This is a genomic window from Lysobacter sp. Hz25 (assembly GCF_046097045.1).
GTDB lineage: Bacteria > Pseudomonadota > Gammaproteobacteria > Xanthomonadales > Xanthomonadaceae > Lysobacter > Lysobacter antibioticus_B.
The window spans coordinates 1,950,283-1,965,000 of sequence record NZ_CP175666.1 but is presented as its reverse complement, the minus strand read 5'-3'; the positions used below and the strand labels follow the sequence as shown (position 1 = coordinate 1,965,000).

Sequence of the window (14,718 nt, the reverse complement as noted above, 5' to 3'; positions counted from 1 at the left end):
CTCGGCCCTACCCCATCCAAACCGGCATCAGCACCAGCGCGCTGAGCACGCTGGCGATGGCGATGCGGGTGCTCGCGCGCGGCGCGAGCGTCATCAACAAGGTCCAGGCCAGCGCCGACAGCATCAGCGCCGCGCACCAGAACACCGGCCCCTGCGACCAGCCCCAGCCGGCAACGAACAAGGCGAAGTCGAGCACCAGCAAACCCCAACCGAGCGCACGCAGCCAACGGCCGCGGCGCGGGTCGAACGCATGCGCGAACAACTGCCGGTGATGCTTCTCGAGTCCGAGACTGAGCAGACACCAGGCCGCGACACCGAGACTGAAACCCAACCACAGCATGCGACGCTCCTCAGTGATCGGCCAAGGCCGTGTCGTCGACCACGGCATCGCCACGCGCCGCGCGGCCGCGCCCAGGACGCACTGATGCCGGTTGGCGCGCCTTGGCGAACGAATGCTGCGCGAGCCAGGCGAAACCGGCGCACAAACCGAGCGCGGTCAGGTCGACGCCGGCCAGGGCCCAGTCGCCGCGCGCGATCGTCGCGAACACATGGCTTTGCGGCGACGTCGCCAGGTTGACCAGCGGAATCAGCCCGCAGGCGACGGCGTTGAGGGCGAAGAAGTGGCCCCAACCGCGGCTGCGCACCGCCGGGATCGCGGCGTACAGCGAAGCCAGGATCCAGACCGCGCAGAACACGCCGATCTCCCAGCTCGCGCGTTCCGCCGTCGTGGCCGGGATCAAGCGATTGGCGATCAACATCGCCGCGCTCGCCAGCGGCATGCCGCCGACCACGCCGAGATTCAGCGCCTGCACCAGCCCATAGCCCGACCAGGCGCCGGCTTCGGCGACCTTCTTCGCGCGCTTGGCGACCCAGACCTGCATGCCGCTGGCGATCATCACGCAACCGGCCAGGCCGAGCACGAAGTACAGCCACCGCAAGGCGCTGCCGCCCCACTGCGCCATGTGCAGGCCGCCGAGGAAGGTATAGGTCTTGTAGCCGGACTTGAACGCGCCCGACTCGTGCAGCAGCTTGCCGTCGTTGGCGTCGTAGAAGACCTGGTCGAAATTCCACGCCACCGCGCGGCTGTGGTCGCCGCCGAAGGAGATCGTCGCGCTGGTGTCGTCGGGATGGTGCACGCTGACCCAGGAGATCGGCTGGCCCAGGCGTTCGCGCGCGTCGGCGATCAACTTGTCGATCGGATAGATCGACTTGAGCGGCTGGTGCGTTTCCGGACGCTCGTAGCTGTCGCTGGCTTCGACGTAGAACTTCTCGACGTCGCCGTCGTAGGCCGCGAGCAGCCCGGCCGGCATGTAGTTGGCGACGAAGATCGCCACGCCGGTGTAGGCGATCATCAGATGGAACGGCAGACCGAGCACGCCGGTCAGGTTGTGGCCGTCGAGCCAGGCGCGCTGTCCGCCGCTGGCGGGGCGGAAGGTGAAGAAATCCTTGAAGATGCGCTTGTGGATCACGATGCCGGTCAGGATCGCGATCAGCATGAACATGCCGGCGATGCCGACGATGTACATGCCCCAGGTTTCCGAATGCAGGTTGTAGTGCAGGGTGAAGAAGAACTCGCCGCCGGCGGTTTCCGGTATCGCCTGGCCGGTGCTGGTGTCGATGTTGATCGCGTCGTGCGGGCCGGCGTCGTAATACACCGCCGATTGCAGCGCCGGGCTGCGCTCGCTCGGCAGGGTCACGTAATAGGCGTGCGGATGCGGCTTGGCGATGCGCTGCAGGCCTTCGATGGTCCGGCTCAGGTCGATGTTCGCGACCGGGGTCTTGCCATGCAGCGCCGGCTGCATCCAGTGGGTCAATTCTTTGTCGAAGCAGGCGATGGTGCCGCCGACGAAGATCACGAACAGCAGCCAGCCGATCACCAGGCCGGCCCAGGTATGCAGCCAGGCCATCGCCTGCGAGAAGGTGCTCTTCATGCGCGCGGGCTCACGGTCGGGCACCGAGTTCGGGAAACAACGCGGCGATGCCGTACAAGGCGATCGCCCACAAGGACGGCGCCCAGCACGCACGCCAGGGCGTGCGCGCGGCGAAGGCGTACATCGCGACGCCGCACCAGACGAAGAAACACAGCAGGCTCGCGGTGACCACGCGATCGTTGCGGCCCAACGGCAACACCAGGGTCAGGAAGGCGGTCGAGGCGTAGGCGACGGCATAGCCGATCACGAAGGCGGCGAACGCGCGCACCGCGACTTCGCCGCGATAGCGCCACGACAAGGACGGGCGTGGCTTGCGGGCGGGCACCGAAGTCGCAGGAGCGAGGGTCTGGGTCATACGCGGATCATGGCCTGGCCGGTCCAGGCGGCACTGCGGCCGGATGGATGGCGAAGCGAGCTCGGAGCCTGCTCGTAATGGGGGTAAGCCATCAGTCTAATTGGCAATAGTTCTCATTTGCAAACCGCTCGAATCGCGCCGCATCCTGCCGGGCGCTCCACCCCGCCGAGCTGGCAAGTCGTGACCAAGTCATGGCCGCGTCGTAGCCGGGCGGTCGCCCGACCGAGCTTGCGAACCGGCGCACTCGCGCACCGGTGCACAGTCCGTACAAGTCCAATACAACTCTGACCCACAGTCCGACCCCGGGACCGGCTACGATCCCGGCTTCCGCTGAGTCCCATCCCCCGCTCAGGAGCGTCACGGATGCGTCGTGCCCTTTATGCCGTACTGCTGTTGGCCTCCACCGCCCTCGCCCAGCCCGCTGCCCACGCCCAGCAGGCCGCGCCGCCGGTCGGCGACATCCGCGATCTCGACACCCTGGTCGTCACCGGCGAGCAGCCCGGGCCGGGCATGTGGAAGGTCGTGCGCGGCGGCCACGTGCTGTGGATCCTCGGCACCCTGAGCCCGCTACCGAAGGACATGACCTGGCTGTCACGCGATGTCGAAGCGGCGATCGCCGAGTCGGAGGAAGTGATCGCCCCGCCCTCGGTCAACTTCGGTACCGAGCTCGGCATGCTGCGCACGATGATGCTGATCCCGACCGCGCTCAAGGCGCGCAAGAATCCCGACGGCAAGACCTTGCAGGAAATCGTCCCGGCCGACCTCTATGCGCGCTGGCTGACGCTCAAGGCGCGCTACATCGGCCGCGACGGCGGCGTCGAGAAATGGCGGCCGATCTTCGCCGCGCAGGAACTCTACGAAGCGGCGATCCGCCAGTCCGGGATGACGCTCAAGGGCGTGGTCCAGCCGGTGGTCGAGAAGACCGCGAAGCAACATGGCGTGCCGATCGTCGAGGCCCGGGTCACGGTCAAGATCGAAGACCCGAAGGCCGCGCTCAAGGAGTTCTCGGCCAGCGCGCTCGACGACCGCGAGTGCTTCGCCAAGACCTTGTCGCGCATCGAAGGCGACCTGGAGTCGATGCGCGCACGCGGCAATGCCTGGGCGGTCGGCGATATCGCCAGCCTACGCACCCTGCCGCAGGGCGATCAATACCGTACCTGCCTGGAAGCCCTGGCCGCCACCGGCGTCGCCAAGCGCCTGGGTTTCGGCGATCTGCGCGAACGCGTCACCGCGACCTGGCTCGAACGCGCGCAAGACTCGCTGGCGAAGAACCGCAGCACCTTCGCGACCTTGCCGGTGTCGGACCTGCTCGAACGCGGCGGCCTGCTCGACCGTCTGCGCGAACAGGGCTATACCGTCGAAGATCCCTGAGCGGCAGTAATCGAACCCTCGCGCCGCTGCGCGATCAATCGCGCAGGCGGCGCACCCGGCCGCGATGACCGTCGACTTCGATGCGCTCGCCTTCGCTCAGCTCGCCGAGAATGCCGGGCAGGTTCGCCACCGCCGGAATGCCGAACTCGCGCGCGACGATGGCGCCGTGGGACAGATAGCCGCCGGTCTCCATCACCAGCGCGCCGGCCTTGAGGAACAGCGGCGTCCAGGCCGGGTCGGTACTGGGCGCGATCAGCACATCGCCGGTTTCGAGCGCACCCGCCTCGCGCGGGTCGCGGACGATGCGCGCCCGCCCGCTGGCGCGACCGGCGCCGATCGGGGTGCCGGACCAGGCCCCGTCCTCCGCCTGGTGCACCGCGCTCGCAGTGCTCTGCGCCGCAATCGCCGCGAGTTCGCCGTGTTCGACCACCACCTCGGGTTCGGCCGTCGCTGCCCAGCGCAGGCGCGTCGCACGACGTTCGTCGGCGCGGGCCTTGGCATGACGCAGGCCGAGCCGGCCTTCGGCTACGGCGCACAGCTCCTCGGCGGTCAGATCGAAGACTTCGTCGGCCTGTCCGAAACCACCGTCGCCGGACAGGCGTTCGCCCAGCTTCATGGCGAGGCGGCGTATCGCCTCGAAGTAAGCCATCAAGGCGCTGCGCGCGGCCTCGCGCTGGTTGCAATCGACGATGGCGCTGCGCAACAGGTGGCGGATCAACGGCCGCAGCCAGGCCGGCGCGCACGCGCTCAGACGCTGCCAGGCCTGCGCCGAAATCTCGCGCTGGCGCTGTCGCAAGGCCTGGGCATCGCGTCCGACCAGGGACGCCACCATGTCGAGCAGATAATCCGGTTGCTCGCGCCAACGCGGCTGGCGCAGATAACTCTCGGCCACCGCGCGGTGGCCGTAGCGTTCGAGAAATCCGGCGAATTCGCGGCGGAATGCGCTGTTCTCCGGCAACTGCACCGACCACTGCCCACTGTCGCGCCCAGTGCCGCGCAGCCACGCCAATGCGGCTTCGTCCCCGGCCGCGACCTGCGCCAACGCGATCAGGTCGTAGCCTTGTTGCGCGGTCACGCTCGCCTCGCCGCCGGCCATCAACGCCGCCGTCAGCGCCTGCCCTTCGCCGGGACAACGTTTGTCGACCAGGTCGACGAGAGTGGTCAAGGTGCCGCCCGCCGAACCTTGCAGGAAGAACAATTCGTCCGCGGCGCGCACCTGCGCGACCTGTTGGCGCAATAGCGCGGCGAGCCCGCGATTGCCCTGCGTCAGTTCCTGTTCGCGCCAGGCCCGAGCCTGTTCGCGCGCACGGGCCAGGTCCGCCGCCGCGTCGCGGCGTTTCTTCAGCGAGCGCCGCATGAAGCGCAACAAACGTCCGCCGCGTTGCGCGCGTGCGCGCCAGGTCGGCGCCGGCACCGCGATCGTCCCCTGGCTGCCGCCGAGCAAGGCATTGATCGCCGCCGGCGCGATGCCGTAAGCGTCATGGCCCTCCCATTGGATCAACGACGCCTCCAGATAGACCCGGCCGTGATGCAGGCTGGCGTGCGCGACGCCGGGCAATACCCGATAACCGCCGAGTTCGTAACCGAGCGTCAGCATGCGGTCGGCGGCGATCGCATACAGCGACCAGTCCATCGCCGACAGCGGCTCGGGCAGGATTTCCTTGGTGTTGGCGCGCGTCCACAGGCTCGGCTGCTGCGACAGCGCCGGATAGGTATGGCGCGCGCTCGCCGTGACCGGCCGCGCCTGCACGATCCAGAAACGTTCGCCGTCCCAGACCCACTCGACGTCGAAGCGCGGCCGGGCGAAATCCAGCGCCGCCGCGGCGTCGCGCGCCAGAGCGGCGATTTCCAAGGCGCCCGCCGCGGTCAGCACCGCGCGCTGCGCCAACTCGCGCGGCGTATCGGCCAGTTCCGTGCCGCCGTCGGCGCGTTCGCGCGACTGTCGGCGCTTGGCGCCGATGCGTTGCTCGATCAGCTCCAGGCCGTCGTCGATGCGCCGCACTTGCAGACGGTATTCGTCGACGTCGGCATGGCCGCCGACCAGGGCTTCGCCGAGCCCCCAATGCGCATTGATCAGCACGCGGTCGTCGCAGCCGGACAGCGGGTCGCAGGTGAAGACCACGCCGGAAGCGACCGCAGGCAACAACGGCATGATCACCACCGCCATCGCGGTGTCGTCGGCCGCGAAGCCGAAGCGTTCGCGATAAGCCACGGCCGCGGGTTCGCGCGCCGAATCCCACACCGAGACGATCGCGGCCGCCAGCGCCTGCGCGCCGCGGACGTTGAGACAGGAGCGATGCAGGCCGGCGAACGAAGCGCGCGCCGAGTCCTCCTGCGGTGCCGACGAACGCACGGCAAGCGGGCGTTCGCTCCAACCGCGGGTGTGTAATTCATCGAGGATGCGTGCCAACAGCTCCGGCGGCACCGAGCCGTCGGCGGCCCGTTCGCGGCTGGCCGCGGCAGCGATCACCAGGCCGTCCGGCACCGGCAATCCCAACGTCGCCATCCGGCCGAGTTGCCAGCCTTTGCCGCCGGCCTGTGCAGGCCCGGCCTCGGCCGCGGCCGGCCAGTCCAGCAACGCGGCGCTCATCGCGACTTCCGCGCGCCGACCGGACGGCTCGCACCATGCACGAAGACATCGACGATCGCGGCGAATTCGTTGTCCAGATCGCCGTCCGCGCTCGCCAGCCAGCGCATCAGCGCGGCGAGATGCAGATGCTGCAACAAGCTCGCCAGGTGCGCCGGCGACAGGTCGTCGCGCAGTTCGCCGCTGCCCTGCCCGGCGGCGATCCAGACCGCGAACAAACGCTCCATGCCGCTGCGTTCGCCCTCGTCGTCGCGCGCACGCGCCGCGGCGTCGACCTGCCGGAAACGGAAGCGCAGGTAATGCGGCAGATACGCGCGCCGCCCCTGGTACCAGTGCGCCGAGGCCTCCAGCCAACGCGACAGGCGCGAAACGAAACCGGCGCGCTCGCCGAGGCTGTCGCTCGGCCCCTCCATGGCGCCCATGGCCGCCGCCAGCTCGCCATGGAACTGGTGCGCCAGCAGCGCTTCCTTGACCGGAAAGTGGTTGTAGAGCGTGCCCTTGGCGACGTCGGCGGCCTCGGCGATCTGCTCCATCGTCACCGCCTCGAAGCCGCGCGCCTCGAACAGCCCGAACGCGGTCGCGGCGAGATGGTCGAGGGTCTGGTTGCGCTTGCGCTCGCGCCGGCCGGGCTCCGCTGCAGGTTCGCGCACGGATTCGGGCTGCAGTCTGGGAACGGGCATGGCCTTGACCTTGGTGAACTAAGACCAATTTTATACATCGTTCAAATTTAACCGCAAGACCAGGCCAGGCCAGCCCCAGCCCAGCCCTGGCCGCGGCGCCGGGACGACAGGCCCGATAGCGGCCGGACGCCCGGCTCAGGGACGCGAGCGCACGTCGTCCAGCACCGGCACCAGGGCCAAGGTCATCAGCAGGGCGGCAAGCGGGATCGTGGCGCTGAAACCGATCCGACCGAACCCGACCGCCCCGGTCACGCCGCCGACGAAGAACGCGGCGACCAGAATGGCCAGAGTCCTGAGCTTGCGGCGATTCGCCGCCACCCGCGGGACGCTTTCGCTGTCGGGGGTGCGGTTCCAGTACGCGAGCTTGCCGAGCTCGATGCCGAGGTCGGTGATCATGCCGGTGACGTGGGTCGTGCGGATTTCGGCGCGCGACAGTTTGGTGATCATCGCGTTCTGCAGGCCCATGATGAAACACAGCACCATCACCGTGACCGACACGAACAACAGTTGCCGCCCCTGCAGGCTGCCGCCCAGCAGGCCGAACCCGAGCAGCAGGCCGGCCTCGATCAACAACGGCAAGGCGAACTCGCTGTGCAGACGCCGCCGCCGCCCCCAGTTGATCAGGATCGCCGAACACGCGGCGCCGGCGAGGAAAGACAACAAGGCGCCAAGACCGTCGAGCACCAGCCCCAGGTTGCCGAGCGCGAGGTCGTCGGCCATCGCCGACAAAATGCCGGACATGTGCGAGGTGTATTGCTTCACCGCAAGAAAACCGCCGGCGTTGACCGCGCCGGCGACGAAGGCCAGGTAATACGCAAGGTGGCGGTCGGCGCCCGGGCGGCGCTCCCTACCGGTCAGGTTACGGAGATAAGCGACAGGCATTGAGCCCTCTGCACAACCGCGCCGACGAATCGCGACGGCCTGCATTATCGCTCGCACGCATCTGTCCGGCTCGGCCAGGGCCAAGCCGCCCCGCCATCGGCCGTTCCGCGGCGGATACACCAAGCAAAGACGGTATCGTCCTGTGCCAGGCGAGATGCCGGGTTCGATCAACGCGTCAACGGCAGCTCGCTTTACCCGTACCCATGGCCGGTGGGGTAATCGGGCCGCGGCTTCGCGCCGTAGCTGCGCCAAAGCGCGATATGCCCGCTGCGAACGTGCACGGCCGAAGCGCGGACAGACTAGCGTCGGCCTCGCCGGTCGGTTCGATGATGATTCTGGAGGGGCTTGGCCCTCGAACGCCGATGAATATCGGCATCGTCCATGCGTCGCAAATGCAGGATAAGGCAGGACAGGACGGCGTGTGCGAGGCGAACGGCCCTTCGAATCTAGTGGTCGGGACGGCCGGATTTGAACCGACGACCCTCTGCCCCCCAGGCAGATGCGCTACCAGGCTGCGCTACGCCCCGACGTGTTGCTAGATCCGTTCTTGCAAGTCAGCTCTCGCAAAGAGCTCCGCTCTCGCGAACGGGCGGCAAGTATAGCCGTTGCCGCCAGGAATGGGGAATCGGGAGTGGAGAATCGGCGCAACGCGGGTACTGCGCCGGATTCCCCACTGCCGATGCCCGAATCCCGGCCGGCGCTTCAGCGGCGCAGCAGTTGCAGGACTTCTTCGAGCTCCATGCGCACCTGCTTGACGATCTGCGAGCTCAGCGCCGATTCGTCCTTCGCCGAGTCGCCCTCCAGGCGCAGGCGCGCGCCGCCGATCGTATAGCCCTGCTCGTACAGCAGGCCGCGGATCTGGCGCACCATCAGCACCTCGTGGCGCTGGTAGTAGCGGCGGTTGCCGCGGCGCTTGACCGGATTGAGCGTGGGAAACTCGGTCTCCCAGTAACGCAGCACGTGCGGCTTGACGTCGCACAGCTCGCTGACCTCACCGATGGTGAAGTAGCGCTTCGCCGGGATCGGCGGAAGTTCTCGGTTACTGCCCGGGTCAAGCATGCTCGCCTCCGCTGTACGCTTCGACGCGTTCCTTCAGTTTCTGGCCCGGACGGAAGGTCACCACCGTACGCGCCGAAATCGGGATCTCCTCGCCGGTCTTCGGGTTGCGACCGGGCCGCTGGTTCTTGCGGCGCAGATCGAAATTGCCGAACCCCGACAGCTTGACCTGCCGTCCCTGCTCCAGAGCCTCGCGCAACGCATCGAAGAATGCGTCGACGAACTCCTTGGCCTCGCGCTTGTTCAGCCCGACTTCGTCGAACAACCGCTCCGCCATTTCCGCTTTCGTTAGTGCCATTTTGTCCTCTGCGCGACGCCCGGGCTGGGACCGGGGCCGCAATCGCCACACGCCTCGCGAGTACTCACGTGCGCAACCGGGCGCCGTGTTCGCGTTCCACCGCTGCCGTCACTTCGGCCACGACCGCGTCCACATCCCGATCGGTCAGGGTGCGCGATTCATCCTGCAGAATCAAGCCCATAGCGAGACTCTTGAATCCGGTTTCCACGCCCTTGCCCTGGTAGCGGTCGAACAGGACCAGCTCGCGCAGGCTGGGGCCGGCGGCCGCCTGAACGGTGGCCTGGATGGCCGACCACGCCACCGATTCGGCGACGATGAAGGCCCGATCGCGGCGCACCGAGGGGTACTTGGACAAGGCCGCGGCCCTGGGGATGGCGCGCTCGACCAGCGGCGCCAGGTCCAGTTCGAACGCGACCACGTCCTGGTCGAGGTCCAGTGCTTTGAGCAGGCGCGGATGCAGTTGACCGATCCAGCCCAGCCGGCGCTCGGCGCCGCCGTCGACCCGGTAGACATCGGCCGAGCGGCCCGGGTGGGCCCAGGCCTGTTGCGACGGACGGTAGTCCAGGCGCGCACCGGCGGCGGCGGCCAGGCTGTCCAGGTCGCCGCGCAGGTCGTGGAAACCGACCGGGCGCGCAGCCGCGCCCCACTGCTCGGACTGGACGTCGCCGCAGACCGCCGCGGCGATGCGCTGGGTTTCCAGCGGCGAAGCGGCCGGGTTGGCGCGGAACACGTTGCCGAGCTCGAACAGGCGCACGCGCGCCTGCTGGCGCGAGGCGTTGCGGGCCAGGGCCGCGACCAGCCCCGGCAGCAGCAGGGTGCGCATCACGCCGAGTTCGGCGCTGAGCGGGTTGGCCAGCGGCACCGCGCCCTCGCCGGCCTGCCACAGCGCCAGCCAGGCGGCGTCGACGAAGGCGTAATTGACCGCCTCCAGATAATCGCGCGCAGCCAACTGGCGGCGCACGGTCGCGGCGTCGACGCGGGTCTCGCTCGGGGCGACCAGGCGCGCGGAACCGGCCGGCAAGGTGGTCGGGATCCGGTCGTAACCGTGGATGCGGGCGATTTCCTCGATCAGGTCTTCCTCGATCGCGATATCGAAGCGTCGGCTCGGCGGTGTCACCCGCCAGCCGTCGTCGCTGGCTTCGACGGCCAGGCCGAGCGCATGCAGGATGCGCTCGACTTCGCTGTCGGCCACGGCCAGGCCCAGCACGCGCGCCAGGCGCGCGCGTCGCAGCCTGACCGGTTGCGGATGCGGCAAATGCTCCGGCAGCGCCGACTCGCTCAGCGGCCCCGGGGTGCCGCCGGCGATGTCGAGGATCAGACGGGTCGCGTATTCGATGGCGATGCGCGGCAGCTCGGGATCGACGCCGCGCTCGAAACGGTGGCCGGCATCGGTGTGCAGGCCGAGCTTGCGGCCGCGGCCGATGATCGCGGCGGGTGCGAAATGCGCCGCTTCCAGGAACACGTTGCGGGTCGCATCGGTGACCCGGCTGTCGAAGCCGCCCATGATGCCGCCGAGGGCGATCACGCGCTGCGCGTCGCCGCTGCCGTCGGTGATCGCCAGGAACGACTCGTCGAGGCTCACGGTCTGGCCGTTGAGCAACTGGGTGGTCTCGCCGGCGCGGGCATGGCGCACGCCGATCGGCCCGTGCAGGGTGTCGCGGTCGAAGGCGTGCATGGGCTGGCCGATTTCGAGCATCACGTACTGGGTGACGTCGACCAACAGCGAGACCGGACGCACGCCGCTGCGGCGCAGGCGCTCGGCCATCCACACCGGGGTCGGCGTGGTCGCATCGAGTCCTTCGATCACGCGGCCGCAATAGCGCGGCACGTCGGCGCCGGCGTCGAGCTCGACCTGCAGGCTCGCAGCGATGGCGGCCTCGATCGGCGCGATCTGCAACGGGCTCACCGCACTGCTGGTGGCGGCGGCGACGTCGTAGGCGATGCCGCGCACGCTGAAGCAATCAGCGCGGTTCGGGGTCAGCTTGATCTCGATGCTGGCATCGGGCAGCGCGAGGTAGTGCGCCAGCGGCGTGCCGACCGGGGCGTCGGACGGCAGTTCGAGCAGGCCCGAAGCATCCGGGTCGACACCGAGCTCCTTGGCCGAGCACAACATGCCGAACGACTCGACGCCGCGCAGCTTGGCCGCCTTGATCGCCAGGCCGCCGGGCAGCGAGGCGCCGACCGTGGCCAAGGGCGCGATCAGGCCCGCGCGCGCATTGGGCGCGCCGCAGACGATCTGCACGGTGCCGTGACCGGTATCGACCTGGCAGACCTGCAGGCGGTCGGCTTCGGGATGCTTCTCGGCGCTGACGATGCGGGCGACGACCACGCCGTCCAGCGATTCGCCCAGGGCGACGACTTCTTCGACTTCGAGGCCGATCGCGGTCAACGTCGCAGCGAGCTGCTCACGCGTGGCGGTGGTCGGCACATGCTGGCGCAGCCAGTTTTCGGAGAATTTCATGGGAGGCCGGGAATCGGGAATAGGGAATGGGGAATCGGACGGCGCTACGCGGGTCGGGATGGGAGCGCGGGAATCGGAGCTCTCGCTTTTACGATTCCCTATTCCCCATTCCCGATTCCCGCCTCAAGCAAACTGCTTGAGAAACCGCACATCGTTCTCGAAGAAACTGCGCAGGTCGTCGACGCCGTAGCGCAGCATGGTCAGGCGCTCCACGCCCATGCCGAAGGCATAGCCGGTGTAGCGCTCCGGGTCGATGCCGACATTGCGCAGCACGTTCGGATGGACCATGCCGCAGCCGAGCACTTCCAGCCAGCGGGTGCTGCCGTCGGGCTGCTGCCAGGCGATGTCGACTTCGGCCGAGGGCTCGGTGAAGGGGAAATAGCTCGGGCGGAAGCGCATCTCGAAATCGCGCTCGAAGAACGCGCGCACGAATTCGGCCAGGGTGCCCTTGAGGTCGGCGAAGCTGGAGTGCTCGTCGATCAGCAGGCCTTCGCACTGGTGGAACATCGGCGTGTGGGTCTGGTCGCTGTCGCTGCGATACACCTTGCCGAGCGCGATCATGCGCAGCGGCGGTTTGTTCTGCAGCATGTAGCGCACCTGCATGCCCGAGGTATGGGTGCGCAACAGGCGCGCGACGCCGGCTTCGTCGGGTGCAAAATAGAAGGTGTCGTGCATCGCCCGCGCGGGATGGTGCGGCGGGAAATTCAGCGCCTCGAAGTTGTGCCAGTCGTCCTCGATCTCGGGGCCATCGGCGAGCTCGAAGCCTAGGCGGCCGAAGATGTCGGCCATGCGCTCCATGGTGCGACTGACCGGATGCAGGCCGCCGCGCGCGGCGTCGACGCCGGGCAGGGTCACATCGATGGTTTCCGACGCCAGCCGCGCATCCAGCGCGGCATCGTCGAGCGCGATCTTGCGCTCGCCCAATGCGGCGGTCAGCGCGTCGCGCGCCTTGTTGATCGCCTCGCCGGCAGCCTTGCGTTCTTCGGCCGGCAGGGTGCCGAGCTGCTTGAGCTGGGCGGTGACGCTGCCGGACTTGCCGAGCAGCGAAACGCGCAGCGCTTCGATCGCATCGGAAGACGCCGCCGCGGCGATCTCGTCCAGCGCCTGTCGGGTCAGTGCTTCGATTCCACTCATCGCCTTTCCAATCTCTTAGCGCCCGGCGCGGATGTCGACGGGCATCGTCCTCGGACCGTCGCTGCGGCGAACAACCGGACCCCGCTGGCGGTGGCGCTGTCGGGAACCGAAGCGCGGCGACCGCAAGAACGGATGGATTCGGCTTTGGCCGAGCGACGAGCGGTACTGCAGCCTGCCGTTGCCGCGAACAAACCGCGGCAGCGGCCGGATCGAACGACCCCGCCGGAAACCCGCCGCGGAATCCGACGATGGATCCGAAAGCAGGGCCTGGGAACGGGGCCCAGAAACGACAATGGGGAAGGACTTGCGCCCTTCCCCATGCCTTAACCTTGTGCCCACGCCGCGAACCTCGTGCATCGGCACTCGGCTCGGACGGGGAATGAAGCAGGTTACGCCGCGAGCGCGCTCTTCGCCTTTTCGGCCAGCGCCGCAAAACCCTTCGCGTCGTGCACGGCGATGTCCGCCAGCACCTTACGGTCGAGGGTGATGCCGGCCTTCAGCATGCCGTTGATGAAACGGCTGTAGCTCAAGCCGTTGATGCGGGCCGCCGCATTGATGCGGGTGATCCACAGCGAACGGAAATTGCGCTTCTTCTGCTTACGACCGATGTAGGCGTACTGCAGAGCCTTCGTGACCGCCTGCTTGGCGACGCGGAAGACCTTGCGGCGGGCGTTGTAGTAGCCCTTGGCCTGCTTCAGGATTTTCTTGTGACGGGCTCGTGCCGTTACACCACGCTTAACTCGTGCCATTTTCTATTCTCCTCACAAATACGGAAGCATGCGGTCCAGACGGCCAGCGTCCTCGGCACGAACATGGTTCGTCTGCCGCAGGTTGCGCTTACGCTTGGTCGCTTTCTTGGTGAGGATGTGGCTCTTGTTGGCGTGGCCGCACTTGTACTTGCCGGAAGCGGTCTTCCGGAAGCGCTTGGCTGCCGCCCGATTGGTCTTGATCTTGGGCATTGCGATGTCCTTTCGGAGGTTTATGTCACTGGCCTGGGCGGTGGCACCGATGCGCGCAATGCGCTGGCCACTCTTTCCGTCCTGCCCTTGCCGGCTTGTAAGTCGTTGATCTGAAACGAATCTACGACAGGTCCGTGATGCTGCATACAACAACCCCGGCGAACCGGGCCGCATAGTATGCGCGAGGCCGGAAGCTTACGCAAATCAGCGGCTTACGAGGCTCGGTTCGCGGCCGGGCCGGCAGGCCGGCGAGGCCTGCCCACAGGGCCGGGACGGGGCCCGGCCAGGGCCGAATGCGCGAAATCTCCGCGCCGGCCCGCGGCCCGAGCGGCGACCTGGACGGTCGCGCGGCGCTCGCCGCAGCCACTGCACGGGGGCGATCGACACGGTTCGCAGCGCCGGTTCGCGGCGCTACGAAGAAGGGCCGCTTTCGCGGCCCTGTGCAGGCTTACTGCTTTTTCTTCGGCGCGATCATCATGACCATCTGCCGCCCTTCCAGTCGCGGACGCGACTCGACGACGATGTCCTCGCCCAGGTCGGCCTCGATCCGGGCCGCCATCTCGCGGCCGAGTTCCTGGTGGCTCATCTCGCGGCCACGGAAACGGATGTTGACCTTGACCTTGTCGCCCTCTTCCAGAAAACGGCGCATGTTGCGCAGCTTGATCTGGTAGTCGCCTTCGTCGGTCACCGGACGGAACTTGAGTTCCTTGATTTCGACCTGCTTCTGCTTCTTTTTGGCCGCATTGGCCTTCTTCTGCAGTTCGAACTTGTACTTGCCGAAGTCCATGATGCGGCACACCGGCGGATCGGCATTCGGCTGAATCTCGACAAGATCCAGCGCCTCGTCCTCGGCCATGCGCAAGGCTTCGTCGCGCGTAAGCACGCCGATCATTTCGCCATCGCTGCCGATCACGCGTACGCGCGGTACGCGGATCTCGTTGTTCTTACGATTCGGCTTCTCGGGGGTACTGATTGTTGCAATCTCCAAAGTGGATACGCTGTTT

The 14,718-nt window shown here is 67.8% G+C and carries 13 protein-coding genes, 1 tRNA gene and 1 pseudogene; 1 reads left to right on the top strand and 14 read right to left on the bottom strand.

Annotated elements, in window-relative coordinates; all coding sequences use genetic code 11:
• Positions 1-7 precede the first annotated feature (7 nt).
• The 3 genes from ACKN61_RS08250 to ACKN61_RS08240 are packed head-to-tail and all read right to left on the bottom strand — an operon-like array spanning position 8 to position 2,286.
• Positions 8-340 carry a DUF3325 domain-containing protein gene (locus tag ACKN61_RS08250; protein WP_408953075.1) on the bottom strand — a complete coding sequence of 111 codons (333 nt, stop codon included), beginning with the start codon at positions 338-340 and terminating at the stop codon, positions 8-10.
• 10 nt (positions 341-350) lie between these two features.
• Entirely contained in the window at positions 351-1,931 is a 1,581-nt protein-coding gene (locus tag ACKN61_RS08245) for a PepSY-associated TM helix domain-containing protein (RefSeq protein WP_408953074.1), read from the bottom strand.
• Between the two features lie 10 nt (positions 1,932-1,941).
• Positions 1,942-2,286: a hypothetical protein gene (locus tag ACKN61_RS08240; RefSeq protein ID WP_408953073.1), complete on the bottom strand. Its 345-nt coding sequence runs from the start codon at positions 2,284-2,286 to the stop codon at positions 1,942-1,944.
• 363 nt (positions 2,287-2,649) lie between these two features.
• On the opposite strand from ACKN61_RS08240, the gene ACKN61_RS08235 reads away from it, so the two are divergent.
• The gene (locus tag ACKN61_RS08235; protein WP_408953072.1) at positions 2,650-3,657 is read left to right on the top strand and encodes a TraB/GumN family protein; all 1,008 of its coding nucleotides are present in this window, start codon (positions 2,650-2,652) and stop codon (positions 3,655-3,657) included.
• Between the two features lie 34 nt (positions 3,658-3,691).
• Here ACKN61_RS08235 and ACKN61_RS08230 read toward each other — a convergent pair whose 3' ends face one another.
• The 11 genes and pseudogenes from ACKN61_RS08230 to infC form a co-directional block, all read right to left on the bottom strand.
• A complete protein-coding gene (locus ACKN61_RS08230; RefSeq protein ID WP_408953071.1) occupies positions 3,692-6,247 on the bottom strand; it encodes a PEP/pyruvate-binding domain-containing protein in 2,556 nt (851 codons plus the stop codon).
• Positions 6,244-6,924 (bottom strand): TetR/AcrR family transcriptional regulator, encoded by a 681-nt coding sequence (locus ACKN61_RS08225; RefSeq protein WP_408953070.1) that lies wholly within the window; start codon positions 6,922-6,924, stop codon positions 6,244-6,246. Before ACKN61_RS08225 ends, ACKN61_RS08230 begins: the two co-directional genes overlap by 4 nt.
• 141 nt (positions 6,925-7,065) lie before the next feature.
• A pseudogene (locus ACKN61_RS08220) lies at positions 7,066-7,806 on the bottom strand (YoaK family protein); the annotation flags it as partial.
• Between the two features lie 450 nt (positions 7,807-8,256).
• A tRNA-Pro gene (locus ACKN61_RS08215) sits at positions 8,257-8,333 on the bottom strand.
• 175 nt (positions 8,334-8,508) lie between these two features.
• Positions 8,509-8,865, bottom strand: coding sequence for a MerR family transcriptional regulator (locus tag ACKN61_RS08210; protein WP_031370382.1), 357 nt, complete (start codon positions 8,863-8,865; stop codon positions 8,509-8,511).
• Complete coding sequence (locus ACKN61_RS08205) at positions 8,858-9,160, bottom strand: integration host factor subunit alpha (RefSeq protein WP_031370383.1); 303 nt, start codon at positions 9,158-9,160, stop codon at positions 8,858-8,860. The genes ACKN61_RS08210 and ACKN61_RS08205 overlap by 8 nt, the downstream gene beginning before the upstream one ends.
• 64 nt (positions 9,161-9,224) lie before the next feature.
• Positions 9,225-11,621 (bottom strand): phenylalanine--tRNA ligase subunit beta, encoded by a 2,397-nt coding sequence (gene pheT / locus ACKN61_RS08200; RefSeq protein ID WP_408953069.1) that lies wholly within the window; start codon positions 11,619-11,621, stop codon positions 9,225-9,227.
• Between the two features lie 123 nt (positions 11,622-11,744).
• Complete coding sequence (gene pheS / locus ACKN61_RS08195; RefSeq protein ID WP_031370385.1) at positions 11,745-12,755, bottom strand: phenylalanine--tRNA ligase subunit alpha; 1,011 nt, start codon at positions 12,753-12,755, stop codon at positions 11,745-11,747.
• A gap of 389 nt (positions 12,756-13,144) precedes the next feature.
• A complete protein-coding gene (gene rplT / locus ACKN61_RS08190) occupies positions 13,145-13,504 on the bottom strand; it encodes a 50S ribosomal protein L20 (protein WP_031370386.1) in 360 nt (119 codons plus the stop codon).
• A gap of 12 nt (positions 13,505-13,516) precedes the next feature.
• A complete protein-coding gene (rpmI, locus tag ACKN61_RS08185; RefSeq protein WP_027083463.1) occupies positions 13,517-13,714 on the bottom strand; it encodes a 50S ribosomal protein L35 in 198 nt (65 codons plus the stop codon).
• 448 nt (positions 13,715-14,162) lie between these two features.
• On the bottom strand, positions 14,163-14,696 hold the full coding sequence (gene infC, locus ACKN61_RS08180) for a translation initiation factor IF-3 (protein WP_200875790.1): 534 nt from the start codon (positions 14,694-14,696) through the stop codon (positions 14,163-14,165).
• Positions 14,697-14,718: the final 22 nt, after the last annotated feature.

Coding starts and splice junctions, on each gene's coding strand:
- pheS (WP_031370385.1), bottom strand. CDS start 12,755: ATGAGTGGAATCGAAGCACTGACCCGACAGGCGCTGGACGAGATCGCC.
- ACKN61_RS08245 (WP_408953074.1), bottom strand. CDS start 1,931: ATGAAGAGCACCTTCTCGCAGGCGATGGCCTGGCTGCATACCTGGGCC.
- ACKN61_RS08230 (WP_408953071.1), bottom strand. CDS start 6,247: ATGAGCGCCGCGTTGCTGGACTGGCCGGCCGCGGCCGAGGCCGGGCCT.
- rplT (WP_031370386.1), bottom strand. CDS start 13,504: ATGGCACGAGTTAAGCGTGGTGTAACGGCACGAGCCCGTCACAAGAAA.
- pheT (WP_408953069.1), bottom strand. CDS start 11,621: ATGAAATTCTCCGAAAACTGGCTGCGCCAGCATGTGCCGACCACCGCC.
- ACKN61_RS08225 (WP_408953070.1), bottom strand. CDS start 6,924: ATGCCCGTTCCCAGACTGCAGCCCGAATCCGTGCGCGAACCTGCAGCG.
- ACKN61_RS08235 (WP_408953072.1), top strand. CDS start 2,650: ATGCGTCGTGCCCTTTATGCCGTACTGCTGTTGGCCTCCACCGCCCTC.
- rpmI (WP_027083463.1), bottom strand. CDS start 13,714: ATGCCCAAGATCAAGACCAATCGGGCGGCAGCCAAGCGCTTCCGGAAG.
- ACKN61_RS08240 (WP_408953073.1), bottom strand. CDS start 2,286: ATGACCCAGACCCTCGCTCCTGCGACTTCGGTGCCCGCCCGCAAGCCA.
- ACKN61_RS08250 (WP_408953075.1), bottom strand. CDS start 340: ATGCTGTGGTTGGGTTTCAGTCTCGGTGTCGCGGCCTGGTGTCTGCTC.
- ACKN61_RS08205 (WP_031370383.1), bottom strand. CDS start 9,160: ATGGCACTAACGAAAGCGGAAATGGCGGAGCGGTTGTTCGACGAAGTC.
- ACKN61_RS08210 (WP_031370382.1), bottom strand. CDS start 8,865: ATGCTTGACCCGGGCAGTAACCGAGAACTTCCGCCGATCCCGGCGAAG.